The organism is Nostoc sp. C96 (assembly GCF_059384975.1).
The window spans coordinates 1-20,133 of record NZ_JBXUHI010000002.1 but is presented as its reverse complement, the minus strand read 5'-3'; the positions used below and the strand labels follow the sequence as shown (position 1 = coordinate 20,133).

Annotated in this window: 18 protein-coding genes and 1 pseudogene; 7 read left to right on the top strand and 12 right to left on the bottom strand. The window is 37.5% G+C overall.

Features of this window, described 5'->3' with window-relative positions; translation table 11 throughout:
- Positions 1–83: 83 nt before the first annotated feature.
- The 5 genes from AC504W_RS28195 to AC504W_RS28175 all read right to left on the bottom strand — a co-directional run bounded on the left by AC504W_RS28195 (position 84) and on the right by AC504W_RS28175 (position 4,487).
- Positions 84–365 carry a hypothetical protein gene (locus AC504W_RS28195; protein ID WP_494879744.1) on the bottom strand — a complete coding sequence of 94 codons (282 nt, stop codon included), beginning with the start codon at positions 363–365 and terminating at the stop codon, positions 84–86.
- Positions 366–372: 7 nt separating this feature from the next.
- The gene (locus AC504W_RS28190; RefSeq protein ID WP_494879743.1) at positions 373–930 is read right to left on the bottom strand and encodes a hypothetical protein; all 558 of its coding nucleotides are present in this window, start codon (positions 928–930) and stop codon (positions 373–375) included.
- Positions 927–1,475 (bottom strand): hypothetical protein, encoded by a 549-nt coding sequence (locus tag AC504W_RS28185; RefSeq protein WP_494879742.1) that lies wholly within the window; start codon positions 1,473–1,475, stop codon positions 927–929. Before AC504W_RS28185 ends, AC504W_RS28190 begins: the two co-directional genes overlap by 4 nt.
- 186 nt (positions 1,476–1,661) lie before the next feature.
- Complete coding sequence (locus tag AC504W_RS28180) at positions 1,662–3,983, bottom strand: helicase HerA domain-containing protein (protein WP_494879741.1); 2,322 nt, start codon at positions 3,981–3,983, stop codon at positions 1,662–1,664.
- A 96-nt stretch (positions 3,984–4,079) separates the two neighbouring features.
- A complete protein-coding gene (locus AC504W_RS28175; RefSeq protein WP_190968801.1) occupies positions 4,080–4,487 on the bottom strand; it encodes a hypothetical protein in 408 nt (135 codons plus the stop codon).
- A 585-nt stretch (positions 4,488–5,072) separates the two neighbouring features.
- Between AC504W_RS28175 and AC504W_RS28170 the strand changes: the two genes are divergently transcribed.
- The gene (locus AC504W_RS28170) at positions 5,073–5,255 is read left to right on the top strand and encodes a hypothetical protein (protein WP_494879739.1); all 183 of its coding nucleotides are present in this window, start codon (positions 5,073–5,075) and stop codon (positions 5,253–5,255) included.
- Positions 5,256–5,448: 193 nt separating this feature from the next.
- Here the strand turns inward: AC504W_RS28170 and AC504W_RS28165 are convergent, their stop codons facing one another.
- Together AC504W_RS28165 and AC504W_RS28160 are read right to left on the bottom strand one after the other, a co-directional pair.
- The gene (locus AC504W_RS28165) at positions 5,449–6,132 is read right to left on the bottom strand and encodes a DUF1822 family protein (RefSeq protein WP_494879737.1); all 684 of its coding nucleotides are present in this window, start codon (positions 6,130–6,132) and stop codon (positions 5,449–5,451) included.
- A 394-nt stretch (positions 6,133–6,526) separates the two neighbouring features.
- Positions 6,527–6,925 (bottom strand): hypothetical protein, encoded by a 399-nt coding sequence (locus AC504W_RS28160; RefSeq protein WP_494879735.1) that lies wholly within the window; start codon positions 6,923–6,925, stop codon positions 6,527–6,529.
- A 255-nt stretch (positions 6,926–7,180) separates the two neighbouring features.
- On the opposite strand from AC504W_RS28160, the gene AC504W_RS28155 reads away from it, so the two are divergent.
- Positions 7,181–7,525, top strand: coding sequence for a ParA family partition ATPase (locus tag AC504W_RS28155; protein WP_494879733.1), 345 nt, complete (start codon positions 7,181–7,183; stop codon positions 7,523–7,525).
- 58 nt (positions 7,526–7,583) lie between these two features.
- Positions 7,584–7,784, top strand: a complete 201-nt coding sequence (locus tag AC504W_RS28150; protein ID WP_494879732.1) for a hypothetical protein — start codon at positions 7,584–7,586, stop codon at positions 7,782–7,784.
- A 241-nt stretch (positions 7,785–8,025) separates the two neighbouring features.
- Here AC504W_RS28150 and AC504W_RS28145 read toward each other — a convergent pair whose 3' ends face one another.
- Genes AC504W_RS28145 through AC504W_RS28135 form a run of 3 tightly spaced genes read right to left on the bottom strand, consistent with a single transcriptional unit; the run spans position 8,026 to position 11,364 of the window.
- Positions 8,026–9,540, bottom strand: coding sequence for an argonaute/piwi family protein (locus AC504W_RS28145; protein WP_494879730.1), 1,515 nt, complete (start codon positions 9,538–9,540; stop codon positions 8,026–8,028).
- Between the two features lie 14 nt (positions 9,541–9,554).
- Positions 9,555–9,962 carry a hypothetical protein gene (locus AC504W_RS28140; RefSeq protein ID WP_494879728.1) on the bottom strand — a complete coding sequence of 136 codons (408 nt, stop codon included), beginning with the start codon at positions 9,960–9,962 and terminating at the stop codon, positions 9,555–9,557.
- Positions 9,952–11,364: a TIR domain-containing protein gene (locus AC504W_RS28135; RefSeq protein ID WP_494879726.1), complete on the bottom strand. Its 1,413-nt coding sequence runs from the start codon at positions 11,362–11,364 to the stop codon at positions 9,952–9,954. Before AC504W_RS28135 ends, AC504W_RS28140 begins: the two co-directional genes overlap by 11 nt.
- 821 nt (positions 11,365–12,185) lie before the next feature.
- Between AC504W_RS28135 and AC504W_RS28130 the strand changes: the two genes are divergently transcribed.
- A complete protein-coding gene (locus AC504W_RS28130; RefSeq protein WP_494879724.1) occupies positions 12,186–12,716 on the top strand; it encodes a hypothetical protein in 531 nt (176 codons plus the stop codon).
- A gap of 68 nt (positions 12,717–12,784) precedes the next feature.
- On the opposite strand, the gene AC504W_RS28125 is transcribed toward AC504W_RS28130, so the two are convergent.
- Positions 12,785–13,003 (bottom strand): hypothetical protein, encoded by a 219-nt coding sequence (locus AC504W_RS28125; RefSeq protein ID WP_494879722.1) that lies wholly within the window; start codon positions 13,001–13,003, stop codon positions 12,785–12,787.
- 3 nt (positions 13,004–13,006) lie between these two features.
- The gene (locus AC504W_RS28120; protein WP_494879720.1) at positions 13,007–13,138 is read right to left on the bottom strand and encodes a hypothetical protein; all 132 of its coding nucleotides are present in this window, start codon (positions 13,136–13,138) and stop codon (positions 13,007–13,009) included.
- A gap of 469 nt (positions 13,139–13,607) precedes the next feature.
- Between AC504W_RS28120 and AC504W_RS28115 the strand changes: the two genes are divergently transcribed.
- The 3 genes and pseudogenes from AC504W_RS28115 (at position 13,608) to AC504W_RS28105 (ending at position 20,101) form a co-directional block, all read left to right on the top strand.
- On the top strand, positions 13,608–16,241 hold the full coding sequence (locus AC504W_RS28115; protein WP_494879718.1) for a DEAD/DEAH box helicase: 2,634 nt from the start codon (positions 13,608–13,610) through the stop codon (positions 16,239–16,241).
- Positions 16,242–16,436: 195 nt separating this feature from the next.
- Positions 16,437–19,668 (top strand): annotated as a pseudogene (locus AC504W_RS28110) (ATP-binding protein).
- 1 nt (position 19,669) lies between these two features.
- Entirely contained in the window at positions 19,670–20,101 is a 432-nt protein-coding gene (locus AC504W_RS28105; protein ID WP_494879717.1) for a DUF7680 family protein, read from the top strand.
- The last annotated feature ends 32 nt before the right edge of the window (positions 20,102–20,133 follow it).

The window sequence follows — 20,133 nt, the reverse complement described above, 5'->3', positions numbered from 1 at the left end:
AACAAATCCAGATAGCCCATAAGTATAGACTTGATGCCATCTTCTCTGAGCATTTTCACCTTCGCTCTGAGAATCAGTTTGAACTAAATCAGTATCTTTTTTTGAATTACGGCCTTAATGTTTTTACCTGCTGCTAATGGATCTGGTATGCCCATTACTCCATTCGTAGAAGTGATGGCTATATCTAAATCGTCATCTTCATTTCCTTCTTTATCTTTATCATTAGAGTCTTTTGCTTCGTTAGCAAATTCTTGTTTATATAAATCAATGTACGATTGCAAACTTATCATTACTTGCTGTAATTGTTGCAAGAATGAAGATTTCGCTGCAACTGGTAAAATCGAAGCAACAATGAATACAAACACAAAACTACTAAAAAATACTGAACAGCAGCAGATATGGATTAATATCGATTGGTTGAGCAATTTCATATAAATTCTCCAAAGATACTGTAAAAGGTTGGGGTGAGCAAGTAGATATGACTTCTACTTTATTTCCTAAAACTTTGTTACCAGTTACCATTAATGGTTCTGGCGGATATTTTTCAGGTTGCTTTGATAATCTTTCAAAAAGCTTGCCTTCATATCTTGGATTATTAGGTATTAAAGCTACTGCCTTATCATATATCAATACATATTCTTTATCAGGCTTAAACTCAGTAGTTATTCCAGGTTGATTTAATTTAATTCTTAATTTATCTTGGGTTGTACTTGCATAATAGGCTGCTCTCAAAAATTGATTATTCTGTACATATTTCTCAGCTATTTTCAAGCTTTGCTGACAAGCTTGCTCCTTTTCGACAATATATTTTTGATGTTGTTCTTTATTCCATTTCCAAACTGTAAAAGACAAACCTGATGCTACAACTCCCACAATAGCTAACAAGACTTTATAGTTAGCAAATCCAGTTACTATTTCTATTTTTTTCATAATGGTTTACCTTGCTTAATACATTCCACATAGTAATTAGCAAACTCGGCTACCCATTTAAATTTATCCGGGTACATTGCTTTAAATTTGTCACGGGCTGCTTGTTCTTCTCGACTATTGGCTACTAATGCCAACATTGGATAAGAAGGATAGTAACGACAGCGCACATATTTTTCTTTATAATCCAATAACCACAACGTATATAGTTGTTTGAAGTTGGAAGAAAAACTTTCATTTTTACTAATAATCTCTTTTGGTATTCCTAAATATTCTGTGAAACTTCTAGCCGCCCCTGGAACTATACGTCCAATTAAACGGCAAGGCATATTCTGTAATATTTGCTCTCCTGCTTCTGAATTAGCAATCGACAGAATATCTTGAGCTGCTAACATCACACGACAGCCTCCTTTACGAGCAGTAGCGCACTTACGCCCTACCAGCCGTGATAATGCCGAAAAGCGTAGTAGTACGCTGGCTTCATCCATAAAGAAAACACTATTGGGTGCTGATAGAGATTGGCGAGAAGCAGCGATATACGCGCTCATCCCTAACACTTCCGCATCTTTGCTTAACTGCAAGTTAGTCAATGCAAAGGTAATCAGCTTGGACTCTCTGTATCAAATGTAGAGGGGCGACAGATTGCTTTCCCAATACTGCTATTTTTCCAATATTGAAACCGTAAACGGATGTAATTCAATGCTCGGTCAACATTTTCATCTTCATAGCCCAATTTAATATGCTCTTTCGTAAAAAAGTATTCCATGTCTGCAAGTGTTGGGTGTTATCCAGACCGCAGAACCCAATCCTGCTTTCTTTGCTTCAGCAAAGCGTCTTTGAATATCGAGATCATCGTAAAAGGCTTTTGTTCCCAATGGGATAAGTGACTCGATTGTCTGTGATAAAAATCCATCAAAATCTTGAGTTCCCAGAACTAATTGAAGCACAATTAAGTTCACATCATTTCTGTGAGCTTGAAGTCTATCTTTCCATTCTTTAACCGGGACTTTTGATAAGTCCAATGGTTGCACTAGATTATTAGATTCTTTGGAGATATCAAAATAAAAGCCATTGTGATACGGTGTATAGTCCCCAAATGTCCCTGTTCCGTCATCGTTCGGCAGATCAATCATTAGCACACTCATATCTTGAGCTTGACATTCGGCAATGATTGACGATACTAAAACTGACTTGCCTGAACCTGTTGTACCTAGTATTAATATATTTTTGGTTGTTGATAGGTCGATTTTGACTGGCGAATCACTTTCATCAGCAATTAACTCAAATCCTTTCTCATCTGCTTGGCTATTTTGAACTATATTAGTTAGTCCTAAAATTTCACTGGCGAAAAAAGCTAATCTTCTATTATATGGTCGCAACAATATCGGCTCTAATCTCACTAATAAGGTTTGCAACCATATTAGCCAAGCATATTCAACTTCACGGGTTAGCTCTGTCGGTTGTGTGACATACCCTGAAATCAATCGGCAAGCATCATCAATTTCTTCTGGTGTATCTCGATAAACCAGAACTATTAAGCTTAAATTTAATGGTACATCTCCCGTATATAACTGTCTTTGGGCTTCTACCGAGCGTTCCACATTTATTTGAGCAGAAACATCAATTGATTTTCTCTGCTGTACATTTATATCCAACGCTCTAGAGCGTTTTGTTATCATCTGCTGAGTAGCGCGTGTTATGCCTTTATCAGCCGGAGAAAATTCCGTGATTACTTCCACATCAAAAATATTGTTCCGCGAGAATATATCCCACAAAAAACGAATTTGATGTCTCGTAGAAGCAAAAATTTCCGGTTTTCGAGTCAGTACCATTACGCCTACATACTTATTACTTTCTCCTTTTGGTAAACATACCCATCGTTTATCAGCAAACGGTACACCTTTATTTAAAACTGTTGAGGTTAAGTGCGGCTGATTGATAATTTCAATGGGCTTGTCAAATCCAGCATTTTCATCAATTTCTTCTCTTAACCCTTGCTCATCAAATACCAATGTATGCGGGATGATTACCTCTTTAGCTCCGATATTCTGGCATAGTTCTTTCCATAAATCTTTGTCTGTTTTAGGCTGTGGTTTCAAGCCCATTTGAATTAAAATCTGCTGATATCTTAGTGAAGCTTCTAAGCCCTTAGTTAAAATTTGGGTTAGCCGTTTTTTCGTTAATTGATTTACTCCTGAATCTGTAAATCTTCTTTGTAAAAAATTTGCAAGTTTGACTAAAAATTTATCTACTGGGTCGGCGGTTTCTAATGCTTCTGAAGTTACAGTAAACGACCAATAAACATTGAATTTAATATTCTTTCTAGCTTTAGACTTTGTAAGCTGTTGAGTTCTTGCCAATCTTCCCCAATCTAAAAATTCGCACTCTAGAGAAGATGGATTCTCAATTCGCTGCATTAAATACTGTTCAGCATCGCTATCCTCACAAAAAGAACTCCACCTAAAAGTAAGTTTTTCACCTTGAGGAATTTCTTTACAACTACTTTCAAAGGCTTTAGCTAATGCCTCTATTTCTTGTTCTGAGTTGAATATGGGATGAATCCCAGTGCATGAAAAACCAAATATTAACTGTAAAGTATTGCTACTTTCAGCCAGATTTTTTTTACTTAATAAATAAGCCCCAATCAGATACGAATCTTTTTTTAGTCTGACTATTGTTGTTAAATCTAGCCAATCTTCAAAAGGATTGAGAACTTTTGGTTTAGATGAACGTGTTAGTTTTACTCTTTTCGTGCCTACTTTCTTTTTTAATTGCGGCGATGTATAGGTTGCATATCCTCTTGTCCATCTTGGGACAACTGGATACATCTTTGACCAGTAAATGTGTGGTCTATCACCTGATAGTAATGCAACTGATAAGCTCACCCATATAGAGCAGCCAAGTCCCCAAAAAATATTTATCCCAATAATTAAATATAGTAGTCCGAAGACCACACAGAATGTACCAGCAAAAATTACAAACTGTCGGCCTGTAAATGGGCCAAACTTTGGGCTTTCACCTAAGCTCTGATTGACTGTCCTAATTTCTTCTCTCATAGAGCTTTCAGCAGTTATTCAAAATGCACATATATCCATATCCCCTAATCAATAAGGGAATTATGCAAAACTTATATCAGGCTTAACCATTTCCAATTAGTTACAAATGCCGTTACCAAACAATAAAGATTGGAATAATACGATGAGTACCACAGCTATGAAAGTAAATATCGGCTGCTGTATTACATTGCTTACTTCTTCTCCTCGTCCATAAGCTGCTACTCCTTGGAAAACCGAGAAGCAGAAGTAACCAAACAAAACTATTGTTAATCCTGTAAATAAAATCATTGGCAAGTTATTCAGCACTACGCTATTAATTCCACCACCAACTGAAGCACCACGAATCATACACTCCATCGCTGTTCGGGCATTAGTAAACAATTGGGCTTTTGCGGGTTTTGATTCCAATGCTATTAGAATTGTTGTTGCAACTGATACTAATTGCCAACGTACTTTAAACAACCACTGAACTATACTTTTTGAAGCTCTGTTTTTATTCAGCATAGATTCTCCAACCAGAGTGGTATTTACTGGAAAGTGCTTTCTTTGCTAAGTGAAAATTTTGACAGGCTTTTGCACTATTAGCTAATGTGCAAGCAACAAAACAACTTTAATATGAATATTATAAATTGAAGTATACAGCAGAAACATTGCAAATTGCTATTTATTAAATTATCAGGTCTTATTCAGATATCTAACTTTTGATAGTTGAGAGTTAAATATTAATTATGAATTTGTTAGCTAATAAAATAATTGCATAGATAGAAATCAATAGTTGTTATTTATAAAGTTTAAAAACTTGTTCCTACTGCATATATATTGATTGTTAGATAATTCCTTTCTCTCAAAATGTCTTTTTTATTACTCCATTTTTTTAAAAAATATTTAAAGCAACATCAAACTTTTCGCTTTTTTACCTTAGTATACGGTTGTTATCGATAGTCTACCACAGTATACGGTGGACTTAATGATTTTTACACCTACTCAGTGTTTACTCGTAAATTATTGAAAGATTAGACTTGTTAGCTGTGATTTTTACTGTCATACTTTTGCGTATTACTTAGTATTTCTGTGACATTATTTGAGATTATGCGAGGCGAGGACGGAAGATTTACACCCCAACCCGATAGTTTGCATCCTAAACCTGCCTGTATCAAACTTCCGAAACCAATTCGTGATTGGATCAAAGGCAAGGGTACAGAATTTCATCGCCAATTAGTTATTGATGCTTGGAAAGCAGAGGGACACCCCAACCCAAAATCTCTAGCCTGAGTCAAGGATCACCTCAGACTCAGGCTAATCTTACTGCGATCGCTTGCCCCAAATGTACTTGCGATCAATTTAAAGTTTTTTTGATTCAGCAAAATGAAAAAGATGAAGCCCGACCGCAGTTGCAGTGTACTTTTTGTGATCACATCTTTTTCGCTTAATCAAATTAGGGGTTATATTTAAAATTTTTCTCTCATCAGTCAATCTGACAACTGCGCGAATAGAGCAAGCGTTTTCTCCACTCCTCCTTTTCCAGTAACGCCCCCCACAAATTAAACTCAACTGCACGTTTAGCGAAAAACAAACACGAATGACTTAACTGTTCGAGCAGTTCATTTGCTTGTGCTACTGATAAAGTTGGTAGAGGTTCAACTGTGGTTTTCGTTGCTGCATCTGGACAAAACTGACGTATTACCCACAACACACTCATATCTTGTGTTAAGTGTCCATCTAAAGAATAAGTGCGATCGCTCTGGTCATAATTGCCTAGTTGTTTGATTTCTCTATGGGTTGCATATCCCCACACTCTGACTATTCCATCCTCAGCATTCACTTGTACTGCTAAATAATAATCGCCTGCCCAAGAAGGAATATCTATCCATTCCTGGGGGATGCGAAGTTCGGTTTGCTCAATTGCTTCGCTAGGAATCAATACTACTCTTGTAGATTCAAAATCTATAGCCGTACCATTCACGAATTCCCAGCAGCTATTGATCCATGAGGCTTTCATTCCCCATCTCTCTTCTAGCTCTGGTAGAACTGCCAATAAAGATAGCTGATTGGTATAAGCACTAAAACGAGTAGCGGCTGTGCCTAAACACTGAACTTGATCCCAAACCCTATCTTGTTGCCCTGGTGGAACTTCTAACACTAAATCCATCGAACACCTCTGAGTAAGTTTCTAAAAAGGCGAAAGAAACAAACAAGACGTAAGATAATTCCAGCAACTTCGATTTAGTCATCCGCCATTATCTAATCCTTGCTAATGGCTTTGCAACGAATAATTCTTTTTGTACCACTACTGGATTCAACTGTAAATTTACTCTTGGATCTAATATTTAAAGTGGTATCAGTAATCGCGTGGCTATTCGTTCTCTCACTCCTAAAACTGTTTGTACTGTTTATACAATTTTAACTGTTTATACTGTTTATACTTTTTACCACCTTTCCAGATAGTCTACTTGTTTTTACCTCTTCTAGACTATTGATTACTTCTGATTACTTCACCTAATTTTACGTAAAACTATTTGTACAGTTTATACTATATAAACAGTTTATAGTTTTTGTTGCTTTGCAGAGGGTCTACCTGTTTTTACCTTTTCTAGACTATTGATCGCTTGTACTAATTCTTCGTCAGATAAAGATTGTAAGATATGGAGTCCCGCGCGAACGACTTCACTTTTTGTGACATTGACTGCCGAGTTTAAACATCGCTGCCTAATTGTTGTGATTAATTCATAATCTCCAGACGGTAGCGTGAAACTATCACGAATTACTTTTTGTAGTTGGGCTGGTTCTACTATGTCCTGTGGCTGAGATGTCGTCAGTTGGCTAGAATTCGGCTCTGTTTTATCTTCTAGCAATCTCTCTGCTTTTTCAAAACGGCTTCTCACGGCTTCATCTTCAGCTTTTAATGAATTTGTCAAAGCTGATTTCATACTCTTCTTTGTCATAACTCCTCTGCAATCAAAAAATTTAGGTTAGCCAAAAACTAAGTAAACTATTTTAACAATATAAATTATTAAAACTGTATATACTTTTTACCAATTCTCTCTTTTATGTCACAATATCAACATTAAACCCTATAAAAACTATAAACAGTAAAAACTATTCATATAGTTTAAATCATTAATACGGTTAATTCTATGACAGCTAAAATCATTGCCGTTGTCAATCAAAAGGGCGGCTCAGGAAAGACAACTGTTACTATGCAGGTTGCGGGTGCGATCGCTCGACGCAGCAACAAAGTTCTTGTCGTTGATGCCGATCCACAAGGGACAGCTACACGTTGGGCCGCCTCAGCAGAAGACGAAATCCCCTTTCCGGCTGGCGTAATCGGCCTGAGTGCTGCCAGCAACAAAGTCCACCGCGAAGTCAAAAAATTTATTGATGATTACGACTACATCATCATCGATTGCCCCCCTGCTGCTGATTCCCCTGTCCCCGCAAAGCGCGTTGCTGATTGCAGACCTAGCTCTAGTGCCAATCATCCCTTCGCCATTGGATATGTGGGCAGCAGTTGGTATTCGACAGGTTATCCAGAATGTAGGTGATTTTAATGATGCCTTACAGTCCCGGCTTGTCTTGAACCAGTGCCAACCAAAAACAACCTTGGCACAAGAAACTTTGGCAGTTTTACCTGAGTTTGGGATTCCCTTAACCAAGACGCAGATACAGCATCGGCAAGTCTATCGTCAATCTGCTGTGTTTGGTCAGACAGTGCATAATTTCGGCAATAAGTCCTCATCTGCCATCAAAGAAATAGAGCAACTGACCGACGAGGTTTTAAGAATACTGGATACTAAGCCTTAAAATAGTTAAAACTGTTTATATAGTTTATTTTGTTTATATAGTTTATTTTGTTTAGATTAAACCCAGACTGTAGCACTTAAGCCTTAGAGCGATCGCAGATGAGATGATAGTCGAAAATAGCGCATTTTGTGAAATCAATACCAAAGTTATACCTGATGTAATTGGCAGTATACATAAAGGTATAAAAATAGCGGATATTAACTAAGGACTACAAGTAATACCAACCTGATATTGAGTTTTATCAAATGTAAAATTTAAAGTTTGGTTTACGATCCGAAACTGTAGGATTTGAAATCAAAATTTCTCCAACTGCATCAGAAAACCCAACGGTAACTGGCTGAGATTCTCCTAAACGACACGCATTGTAATTTAGCTTAGTAAGCCCAAATATGTCTTGTGCTACTCGCTCTATAACAGCATCTCCATGTTGAATGTCAATTTGCAGAGGAGTTGGAGTTTCCCATCCATCATAGGTAGCAAGCCTTGGCTTAAATCCACTTCCCCATAATAAGCCAGAACGCTCGTTATTCCTTAAAAATGTTCCGCGTAACACAGGCATTTCACCAGTCCGAAAAAGACGGAAACCATTCCCTATATCAGGACGTACTCTAATACCAACAAGTTTGACACCATAAGGACAAGCTTTCTGATAACCTTCAAATTCTTCATTACTAATAGTGGAACGTGAATGTAAAAAAATCTCAGTAAGTTCTTTACCTCCTAGCTCACTATAAGTTTTTAATACTCCTCTTAGAAGGTCGTATGCTGAGGCTTTGCTTAATTGAAATTGTTTTGTCTTTGGTGAATACCAGGGGCCAAAGTCACCGAGAAATACTATTCCGTCTCCCGTATTTAAAAACATTTGAGCAGCACAACAAGCTGTTTTCCCCTTTTCTGTATCTTCTGCTCGACGAAATGCTATACCAATGTAGCAAACACCTTCCCGCGCAGTAACTAATCGCCAAGGTTTACCACCACATTTGTAATAGAGAGTAGTTCCAATGTTCCACATTCTATCAGAAAGCGGGGTAAGTGTTCGCTGACCTAACTGATTCTTATCAGTTAATCGTAAAGAAGACTCTCGTATAATTTGTAGCGGAATATCATATTTCATTGAACGTGCTTTAAGTTGTCGGCGAAAGTCAGGAGAAAGACTGTAAGGCTCTAAATTGACTTCACCATACAGTGGTAACTCAAGCTGCCCTGCTTGCCGAGAACGTACAGTTTTTTTAGATATAAGTTCTCCAACGGTTTCAGAAACAATCGATTCAGGGCGACAGTTTTGATAGATTTCATCTGGTACAACACAAACTGCTACAGCAGGCTTTTGGTCTAGTTTATCTGCTGCAATTTTCAGCCCTTTGAGAAATATATCTACAACTTTATAAGAACGTTCATGTTTCTCGCGGGTGTGAGAAGCTTCTAAAAGTTGATGTTCATCTATAGGGTAAGACCAAATAGGATCACTAGACCATCGACTGCAAAATGCTGCTTCAAAGCCGGGGTAAGGAGACCAAAGGCGAAAATTCTCTTTAGGTGCGTATATAGCTGGACAGTTCATTGCCTCTGACCAAGCCTTAAATTGAGATATTCCGCTAACAGTACCAAGTACAATATAAGGTAATGATTTGGGATGTGATGGAGAATCAGCATCAAAAGGGCCAAATAGGGCTAATCCATCGCGTGGGTCTTTCAGTCGCTGACCGTAGCGAAATTCTAATTCTGGTTCATCAAATATAATAAGCGACTCATTCATTTTCACTTTCTTTATTACAATATATCTTCTTGTTCACTACCAGAACGCATATTTAGCAAGTCTAATCTATCCTGTTTAAATTTTTTGATAGAAGCTTCATCAATAGCAATTGGTGCTGTAAAATGGGTTGGTATTGCATGAATAAAAATTTGTTCATTCACTTTATCTCCAATAATTATTTGATTGTCATCAGCCAGAAATTGACAAACAGCAAAAATCCGATTGAGCCAATCATTATTCCACCAATTTTTACATAAATGTTTTCTACGTGAAACTGCTTTTCTTTTATCTAATGCTATACCACTGGAATCGCACAAACGAATTCTTATGCGAATTTGTAGTGTAAACGTATTAAACAAATTTTGAGATATATAAAATGTAGGAGCAAGATGATACTGATACTCCTCTGCTTTAGCAGGCACGCCAATAAGTTCGAGTACCAACGGCTTGAACAAATGATTTTGAACCATCGTACTTGATATAATTCAGACGATTTCCTTTGGCAAATCCTTGTGGGAAATACTGCAATTTTGTTTCAAAACAGTACTTCAATCCTTTCTGATGACACTTGACCATGAGAGCTTTTCTTAACAATTCTGATACTAAATTTTTAGTAGAAATACCTTCTATATTTACTAATTCCTGCCAGCAATTATTTCTGGATAAATTAAGTTGTAACTTTTCTGATATCCAAGCTGGTGGTTGGTGAAACGATAAAAATTTTTTACTATCTATTTGACGATAAGACCATTCAAGATTTAAATTTTCAATCTCTAAATTTAAACTTGGATTTTCAGCCTCAAATAGATAAATTATACTAGGGATTTTTTGAAATTTTAAGTAATTTGAAAATACATTCTCAGTCTCGTCTACAATAGCATCCTCATATAAAAATGCTGATAGTGATACTTTTGCACTTTCAGGTAATGATTTTGGACATTTGATATATTCCAGTTTATTTAATAATTTTTTCAACCCTTCAGCCCAGTTTTTGTTAAATTCAATAAACTTTAATAACTGTGTCTTACGGTCGAGGTTTGTTTTATTGATACCATCAACATCAATTGGAATCAGAAAATCTTCTTGCCTTTCTTCAATTAAATTTATAGCAATACTTCTTTGCAAGATTAAATCAGGTTTAGTGAGTGATGGTTGAGAATATAGAGCAACTATACAAAAAGCTTGATTTTTAATTGCTTTCTCAATGTCATCAGGAAATTTCTCTCCACCTAGCAGCTTCAGATGTTCACACCAAACAAGATATCCTTCTGCTGTAAGCCTTTTGGCTAACCAATCTGCAAGTACTAAATCTTCGGAGGCATAACTGATAAATAGGTGCTTACGTTCCTCAAATTTATTAATTTGTTCTAGAGCGATAATAAATTCTGGTGGGAAGATAGATGGATAATTCTTTTTGATATGTGGATACTTTGTCTCTAGCAGTATTCTTAGACGCTCACTTCCGTAAATTTCTAGATCCCAGCCATATTGATTGCGAATATAAGCAATCGCTTCATCTCGTTCACCAGCTGTAGGTTGAGCAGTTGTGATAAAAACTAAGTTATCGCAAGTGTGGCCGTGTTTTTTTATCTTGAATGCGTCTTCTCCAAGTTTAGCTCTCCAGTCTTCACGTACACTATAGGCAAATATCGTTGTTTTTTTCGCTGGACTGACGTAAATAGCATCACGCCCTTTGTCCTTAAAACCCCCAAGAGGTTCAATAGAGAAATATCCTTCTAGAAACATCAAGTCATGGCAAAGACGTTCAAACTCCGAATAGTCTGTGAGCTTGTCTAGGCAGTAGATAATCAGATTAGCTGCCATTGCAGAGTATTTAGGATTTTAAGTACATAGGTACTATTATATATACTAAGTATCTAAATTATCAATATTTTTAAGTGTTTTTTGAAAGCTGATTTAAAAAGCTGAATACTAAACACTATTTGAAAGAGCGTAACACATGATTACTCCGATGTCACACATCTCCCCAATCAAAATTTAGAAAACGTCGAGCATTCAATTTGGTATATTTTTCAGTGTGTTTGATATCCCGAAGTTCTAAAAAGTCCTGAATTTTTCTAGTGGTGTAATCCTAATTCACCAGATAATAACCGCAAGCATGGCGCATCATGTGACAGTGAACTCAGAAATAGAGGAACTGACCAACAAGGTTTTAAGAATACTGTATACCAAGCATTAAAATAGTTAAAACTGTTTATATAGTTTATTTTGTTTATATAGTTTTTATGATTTATATAGTTTATTTCGTTTAACTTAAACCCAAACTGTAGCACTTGTGACTGAAAAAAGAGCGATCACACATAAGAGTAAATGCTCTTTTACTGGGGTGATGGAGTTCTACAGCATTAAGAAACTTAATAACTAATTTCTTATCAAGGCTTATCACAAGTCAAGATATAACAAAGTTCTTTAGAGCTAGTGTTGCTCAGGCGTATTAAGCGGTCGTGGCTGAGACAGTCACTTTTAGGGTGCGACAGAGCAATCAAGGTATGTGGGATAATAGAGCCAATAAAATATTAAAAAATAGTTAATTATTTAATGATATCAGAATATTTGCTGAGGCTGTTTTTAATTTTGCATAGTTAAATTTAGCAGTTGATATTTTGTATACTGCAAATATAATTATGGAATTTATTAGTCTTAACGATTTAACTAGACAACTGATGTTATCTGAAATAGAGCTAGATATTAGTCAGGATAAACTTTATCTAAGTACACGTTTGAGCGAAAATGGTAGAAAAGAATATGCAAATTTCTTAAAAGAAGCTGCAAACGCTTTTGATACTGAATGGCTTACTCAGCAATTGCAATCAAATAGTAGGATTAACCCAACAGAACAGCGAAAAAAACCAAAAGGCGGATACACTACTGTTAATGTTCCTGCAACTGCTGCTGAAACTCTAGCAGAAGGTGAGTTTAACCGTTTTTATATGCGTGCTTTATGCCGTCAAGTTATAGAAAATGAAGCTGGACAGCTAACAGTTTACCGTGCTAAAGCAGTAGCGAGTCCTCGTCCCGAATCACAAGCAAAAATTGGAACAAAAGTAAATGCAGAAGCCTTACTTTTAGACCTTCGTAAGAACATAGGGATTGATACTTATTTAGGTTTACCTTCAGGGCCAAACTCTGGTTTAAGTGTTTACATTAAAAATTAACTTAATTATCCTCTAAGAATATTTAAATCATTAAAAGGTGGTTTAACCACCTTTTTTAATCACTTTAATTAATTCAAATCGTTTGACCATAACAAGCTATTAATTTCTAGTTTATTGGTCAAATTTTTTGAGATAGAAACACCTTCCAAAAACTCTATCTGCTGCTGCGTTGCTTGCCTTACTTCATACATTCCAGGTGTAAAGCGCATTCTCCAAATATCAGCCCACATAAAATTTATTCCGGCCGTTTGGGCTGCGGCTTCATCTTCGGGGCGATCGCCAATCATCCATTAAGTGTATTTTTGTTCGGCGATCGCATCTTGTACGCTACCCGGTACTGTGCGATCGCACTTAGTATCTTGGGGTTGCTTTCTATTTTGCTCTAATGTTGGGATAATTCCCATCAGGGAGTTTACTGTCAATCTGCTGTGTTTGGTTAGACAGTACATAATTTGGTAACAAGTCCTCAGCTGCCTTTTCAGAAATAGAGGTACTGAACGACGAGGTTTTAGGAATACTGGATATCAAACAGTAAAATAGTTAAAACTATTTATATAGTTTATTTTATTTATATAGTTTTTATAATTTATATAGTTTATTTCGTTTAAATTAAACCCAGACTGTAGCACTTACGCTTTAAAAAAGAGCGATCGGCGTTTCCAGGTTAGGTAAACAAGTAGCTAGTTTTAACCACACACATCAATAGTTTTCCTAATTTACGTTTTCTTTTATACTCAACACTTTTGAATGCTAATTTCTTCACAAAGACTTTACTTTCATGTATAGAAAGAATAAATTCATTTCTACCGTACATAACCGAATACGGTTTACACCGTATTGATTAGACAAAATTTTGACCATCCTAGCAATAGGATTTTCAAGGTTGCGTCTATGAGTTATCGAGAATACCAACAACAGTTTAATAAAGCACTTGAAGATGAAATTAACGCATTACGAAAAAGTGGCGGACAAAAAACATTCTTGAGTGATGGTTCATTTTTAGGTAAACGCGGCGGTCAATATATATATTCATTTACAACAGATACCGATTTGCGCTTCCCTGACGATACTCCAGTAGATTTAGAGCATAACAAGAAACAATATAGTGGTATTTTAGTCTCTGTTGAAGGCTTTGATATTATTTTGGCATTACAGAAAAACTTAGGAGATTCAATTCCTACAGCTATACTCTACACCTCTCCTTGGTTTTTATTGGAAGAACTTAAAAAGCGTTTGCTAGAAAGCTCTAATTTAAAAGGAGCTAATAGAAACCTAGCGGAAATATTATTAGGTGATAAACGTGAAACGAACTCTTCAACAAATAATACCCAAAAACTGTTAAATCAAATTGAGCAGCGATTACAAAAACCAATAGATTGTAATGAATATCAAAAATCTGCTGTTGATAAGGTACTTAATCGTCAAGCCAGTTTTATTTGGGGGCCACCAGGAACAGGAAAAACTAAAACTTTGGGCATTACCGTAGCTGCACTGGTTCAAGCTGGTGAGTCAGTTTTGGTGGTAGCGCATAGCAACACTGCTGTTGATACAGCTATGAAAAGTCTAGCCCAGTATTTGCAAGGTGCGCCTATTTATGAGAATGGTTTAGTATTGCGCTATGGAGTTGCAACTCCTGGTAGTTTAGAAGAATTTCCTAAGTTACACGTTAGAGGAGTAGCACGTCAGCAGAATCCAAAATTAATAGAGCAAATTGAACAGTTAGAAAGACAACGCAAAGATTTAGTTAAGCGATCGCGTATTGAAAAGCTAACCGAACTGCAACGCCAGAATATTCAAAATGAGATTACAACTGTCAAACAAGCTTTGCAACCCCTAAAAGAACAGTTGAAACTGAAAGAAGCTGAACTGATTAAACAAGCAACAGTAGTTGGCTGCACTTTATCAAAGGCAGCGATCGCTAAAGAAATTTACCAACGTCGCTTTGATGCCATAGTAGTGGACGAGGCGAGTATGGCTTATATTCCTCACTGTGCTTATGTCAGCACCCTTGCTAATCACCGCATTGCGATTTTTGGTGATTTTCGTCAGTTAGGGCCAATTTCACAAGCCAAGACAGAAGCAGTGCAGGAATGGCTACAACGAGATATCTTTGACGAAGCGGGTATTACTCAAAAGGTAAATCAGGGTCAAATTGATTCACGGATTGTGCTATTAAAAACACAGTACCGTATGAATCCAGCTATTTCTAAAATACCAAATCAGCTTTTTTACGATGGTCGATTGCAAGATGGCTCTGGTGTAGAGCAAAGGACAATGCCGATTGTCCAGAGTCAGCCACATCCAGGGGCAGCCCTAATACTATATGATTTGAGCAAACTTTCGGCTTTTTGCTTTAAAGAACAGCAGTCTCACAGCCGTTTTAACATCATCTCAGCTTTATTAGCAGTCAAACTCGCTTATCAAAGTACCCAAACTAATAATTCTAGTGTGGGTATCATTGCTCCCTACAATGCCCAAGCACGTTTAATCCAACGTTTGTTGCAAGATTTGCACCTTACTGACAAGTCTGTAAAAGTTGCTACAGTACATCGCTTTCAAGGGGCAGAACAGAATTTAATTATTTTTGACGCTGTTGAAGGTTCACCGCAAGCTAAGGCAGGAAAATTGGTTACAGGTGGAACGCAAAGTACAGCTATGCGGCTTGCCAATGTCGCTGTTAGTAGAGCGCAAGGTAAATTTATTGGTTTATTTAATTATCAATATATTCAGCAAAAACTTGACTCTTTTAATATTTTTCGCAAATTTGTTGACCGTATCTATGCTCAAGCTAATACCCAATCACTCACATGGGCTTTACAACCACTCAGCAATTTACCGGGAGTAACTTACTTTTCTAAAAGCCAGGATACTTTAAAACAAATACAGTCAGACTTACTTGCAACTAAGGAAGAAATAGCCATAGCTTGGCCAAACTCAACTAGCAATAACCCATTTCTCATTCCTACATTAAAGCAGTGTAATTCTCGTGGGGTCAGATTTTTTATTACAGGTCAAAGCCGTAATTCTATCGCTACTGGGCTACAAAATACTCGTGTTTGGGATAATAGAACTAATACAAATATTGGGTTAGTTGGTATTGACCATAAGTGTTTGTGGGTATACTTGAATCCGAATTCATCACTAGCACCAGTTATTCGGATTGATTTACCACAAACTACAAAATTGCTATATAGTTTTTTACGCTTAGTACCTGAACAAGATCCAGGTTCTATAACTACTAAAATCAGTCAAGGCGAAAATCCATTTGGTCAATGTCCAGATTGCAGACAACCTCGCTGGTATAGCCCCACTGAATATGGAGCTTACATTACCTGTTCCAAAAATCCTAACCATTCTCGTCGGAAAATGAATGAGAAAGATACGACCCTTTTAATGAGATTTATGAACATTAACTGTTCAAATTGTCAGCAACAAGCAATTGCATATAAAAGCTATAAGGGTATTTACATAGGCTGCTCACAAAAAACCTGTAACTGGTCAACATCTTTGGAATCACTAATTTAACTCTAGTGTTAGCTCATTTGTACGATGTATATCGAAAAATGTTATAGTCTGTGACTTATATCAGTATTGTAGCAACATGATTTTGTATATAATAAGTCAATTTATTATTTGTATATTTTACAACAACAGATATTGGCGGTTGGGATTGACTGTCAACTGTTAACTATCAATTGTGAACCGTCAATAGATACTATTATGCTTCCATCAGTATTCAAAACTTGCATTCCTTGAGAGAATACTAGCAGGGGAACTCTCTCCTGAATTATTCGCCGCCAAGTTACGCCTTGTTGTTGAAGGGAAAGCACCCCAGGTATACCAAGACTCCGACAGCATTTTTCGCCAATACTTTTGCTACTGACGGTTTAAAAACATTAATCTCTGAAGTGTTTGGGCGGTTAGTCGGTGCTGCTGTCGGTTCTCCGATTATTCGACTAGAAACCAGCTTTGGTGGTGGTAAAACCCACGACGAAATTGCTTTGTGGCACATTGCCAAAAATGGGCGGGACATTTCTGGACTAGACCGTTTTGCTGACCTGAAATTAATTCCAGACCGACCGATTCAAGCAGCTGCGATCGCCTGTCAAGACCTTGACCCAGTTAACGGCGTTTATCATGAGGATACTGGCGTTACCACTTACACCCTTTGGGGAGAAATTGCTTACCAAATTGGGGGAGTAGCAGGTTATAGCTTACTTAAAGGTTCCGATGAACAGCGAGTTAGTCCTGGAACAGTGGTTTTAGAACGGATCATGCAAGGACAACCCACTGTAGTTATCTTAGATGAAATTGCTAGATATTTGAGAGCAGCCAAAGCCACCATAGTTGGTAATAGTGACTTAGCAGAACAAGTTGTGGCGTTTTTATTCTCCTTGATGGACTTAGCCGCAGCTTGCAATAATTTAGTGTTTGTCTATACCCTAGCTTCCTCTAGCGACAGTTTTGGTGAAGAAACTACGGAAATCCGTGAAGCAATTTCTGCTACTGCCCGTCAAGAACGCATCCTCAAACCTAGTACCGATATTGAAATTTACAATATCGTCAAACAACGGGTATTTAGCAGTATTCAAGCCGATGCTGCTGCTAATGCTGCCAGAGAATATTTACAAAGTTATAAAGCTAGTCGCATTAACTTACCAGATGGTTGTAAAGATTCACGCTACGCTGAAAGTATCGAGCAGAGTTATCCCTTCCACCCCGAATTATTTAACCTGCTAACTAAAAAAATCGCTTCCATTCCCAACTTTCAACGCACTAGAGGTGCTTTGCGTTTATTTGCCAGAGTCATACGTTATTTGTGGTCAGATACTACTGTATGGATTCCACTAATTCATTCTCACCACATCCCCGTAGGTATTGAGGAAGAAATCACCAGCGATTTAACTGCTCGTTTAGAACGTTCTTTGATGCGTATTGCGATTCAAGCAGATATTTATAACTCAACTGGGAGAGAAGGACACGCCCAATCACAAGATGCTGAATGGAAAGCTGCTGGTAAACCTCCCTTTTCAACTTGGGTAGCACGTACCATTTTTTTACATTCCATCAACCAAGGTACAGCAGCAGGTATTCGTCGCGCTGAGTTAAATCTATCACTGCTAACACCTGGGCTAGAAATTGGTTTTGTTGATACAGCTTTGGAAAGGCTCAGTGAAGTTGCGTGGTACTTGGAAAATGACCCAATAACAACTCTTGCCCGTTTTAAAGAAGAACCATCAATTAACAAAATCATTGCGGAAGAAAAAGGTCAAGTTGGAATTAGCGAGGCGAAGGAAGACTTGCGAAATCGCCGCGATACCATTTTTGCTGATAAATTCTTTAAGTTAGTTTCTGCACCAGAATCACCCGCAGATGTAGATGATGTCTCAGATAGTATTGCCCTCTGTTTAATTGACTTTAACGAAGCTACTATCTCTGCAACCACTGAAGGGCCACCGCCAATTGTAGAGAAAATTTTTAATGAAACAGGCGAATCCGGTAAGTTTCGCACATTTAGGAATCGGTTGTTATTTTTAGTTGGCAATAGACAAGAATTAGACCGAGCGATTGACAATGCTAGAGAGTTTCGAGCAATTCAAAATATTCTCAATTCTGCCAATCGCTTGCAAGATTTATCAGAAAATCAGCAAAAACAACTCAAAGATAAAAAAGGGTCTTTGGATTTAGGCGTAAGAGTATCTTTAACTAATGCCTATCGTCATTTATTTTACCCTGCTACTGACCCAGTAAAAGCTCCCAAGGGGTTGATGCACTATCCTTTAGCTGCACAGGATGCTAGTGATGTTAAAGGTAAAAATAATCAACAAGATGTAATTTTAAAAGCACTGAAAGATTGTCAAAAAATTCGTGCTGATGAAGCACCAGCTTACGCCCCTGCTTACATTTTGCAGAAGGTATGGCCATCTGGGTTAACTTATTGGACAACCAAAGCACTGAAAGAAGCTTTCGCCAAGACCTGGGTTTAAATATACTACTTGAGGCTGAAATTTTAAGGTTGCGAGACACGATCCGTCAGGGTTTACAGAATGGCAGTTGGGATATGAAGGTAGGAGAAAAGTTATTTATTAAAACTGATGACGGCAAAATAACCCTACCCGACTCTATTGAATTTTCTGAACGGATGGCACTTTACCGCCGGGGAATTCTAGAACCACCGAAACCGCGAGAAATTGAACTGAATGCCCAAGTCATGCCCAGTACAGATACACTTAAACCCGTGCGGGTGCGATGGAAAGCATCAGGAGCCTTGACAATTCAGCTTTATCAGGATGGAAACTCGCTAGAGGAACAGTTTCGTCCTAGTGATGAGTACGAAACGGCGATCGCTAAAACCACTACTTTCAAAATCGTAGCTGATTACGGTAATAACGAAGTAGAGGAGAGGGAAACCCAAGCCAAGATATTGGCTTATGGCACTGGAACACCTCGCACACCTAACGGAAGCGAACAAACTGGCGGTTCCTGGGATGATTCACCTCTGTTTAAAGCCAAACCGGAAGAATTTGATTTGGAAGGGACACTTGATAGGGTATTTAATGAATTGGGCGATTTTATTCAGGATAATGGAGTTCAAGGTATCGAGTTGCTGGAACTTGCCGTTGCACAAGTGGTGGACTACCGCAAGTTGATGACGGCTTTCCCGATGTTGATGAAACTGCCTTTACAAATTGACCAAACGGCAACTATTACTATTGGCGAACAATTTACACGCTTAGTATATCAAGGAACATACAAAGGATTTCAGAGTTTTCAGGGGCCTGTTAACACCTTACTAAGTAGCCCAGACGTGAAAGCTGATGTGTCACTGAAACTAATATTTAAATTTTCATCTCCAGTACAAACAAACGGCGCAGAAATCAGTAATATCAAACAAGCCCTAAATCGTAACCCGGTTGATAGGCTGAATTTGACGGCGAAAGTAACGTACTGAGATGCAAGAGTTTCAATTGCGAGTAGTTCCCACGGATAACAATAACTTTGCCCTGGAGTTGTATCAATGTGCTTATAAGAAAGCCGGCGAAAAAAAGCGTCCTTCTGCAAAACGGATTGGGCGACTGAAAGGCAATGCTTTAATTCAGGTAAAACAGGCAATTTATGATTGTTTGAAAGCGAATAATTACGACCCCAAAACGTTAAGTTATAATCGCCAAACTCCCTATATTTTGAATGAGGAATCAGGGATAAATTTAGCGTTACTGTTTCAAACTTTACAACCGCTTTCTAAAATAGAACGCATTGCTAATATTGCTCAAGGGATTAGAGCCATGAGTTATGAAGAATCGCACTATTGGTTTGCCAAGATTAGTAATGGTAAACGTAGTCAGGCTTTGAAAGCAATTCGGGTGCTTTTGGGAGATAGTTAAACTAAATTTATAGTAAAACGAGAATGGATAAC

What these genes read in the sequence shown, in the direction of transcription:
- AC504W_RS28185 (WP_494879742.1), bottom strand. Translation starts at nt 1,475, where the DNA reads ATGAGCGCGTATATCGCTGCTTCTCGCCAATCTCTATCAGCACCCAAT.
- AC504W_RS28130 (WP_494879724.1), top strand. Translation starts at nt 12,186, where the DNA reads ATGGAATTTATTAGTCTTAACGATTTAACTAGACAACTGATGTTATCT.
- AC504W_RS28175 (WP_190968801.1), bottom strand. Translation starts at nt 4,487, where the DNA reads ATGCTGAATAAAAACAGAGCTTCAAAAAGTATAGTTCAGTGGTTGTTT.
- AC504W_RS28160 (WP_494879735.1), bottom strand. Translation starts at nt 6,925, where the DNA reads ATGACAAAGAAGAGTATGAAATCAGCTTTGACAAATTCATTAAAAGCT.
- AC504W_RS28125 (WP_494879722.1), bottom strand. Translation starts at nt 13,003, where the DNA reads ATGATTGGCGATCGCCCCGAAGATGAAGCCGCAGCCCAAACGGCCGGA.
- AC504W_RS28165 (WP_494879737.1), bottom strand. Translation starts at nt 6,132, where the DNA reads ATGGATTTAGTGTTAGAAGTTCCACCAGGGCAACAAGATAGGGTTTGG.
- AC504W_RS28190 (WP_494879743.1), bottom strand. Translation starts at nt 930, where the DNA reads ATGAAAAAAATAGAAATAGTAACTGGATTTGCTAACTATAAAGTCTTG.
- AC504W_RS28135 (WP_494879726.1), bottom strand. Translation starts at nt 11,364, where the DNA reads ATGGCAGCTAATCTGATTATCTACTGCCTAGACAAGCTCACAGACTAT.
- AC504W_RS28155 (WP_494879733.1), top strand. Translation starts at nt 7,181, where the DNA reads ATGCAGGTTGCGGGTGCGATCGCTCGACGCAGCAACAAAGTTCTTGTC.
- AC504W_RS28115 (WP_494879718.1), top strand. Translation starts at nt 13,608, where the DNA reads ATGAGTTATCGAGAATACCAACAACAGTTTAATAAAGCACTTGAAGAT.
- AC504W_RS28180 (WP_494879741.1), bottom strand. Translation starts at nt 3,983, where the DNA reads ATGAGAGAAGAAATTAGGACAGTCAATCAGAGCTTAGGTGAAAGCCCA.
- AC504W_RS28170 (WP_494879739.1), top strand. Translation starts at nt 5,073, where the DNA reads ATGCGAGGCGAGGACGGAAGATTTACACCCCAACCCGATAGTTTGCAT.
- AC504W_RS28145 (WP_494879730.1), bottom strand. Translation starts at nt 9,540, where the DNA reads ATGAATGAGTCGCTTATTATATTTGATGAACCAGAATTAGAATTTCGC.
- AC504W_RS28105 (WP_494879717.1), top strand. Translation starts at nt 19,670, where the DNA reads ATGCAAGAGTTTCAATTGCGAGTAGTTCCCACGGATAACAATAACTTT.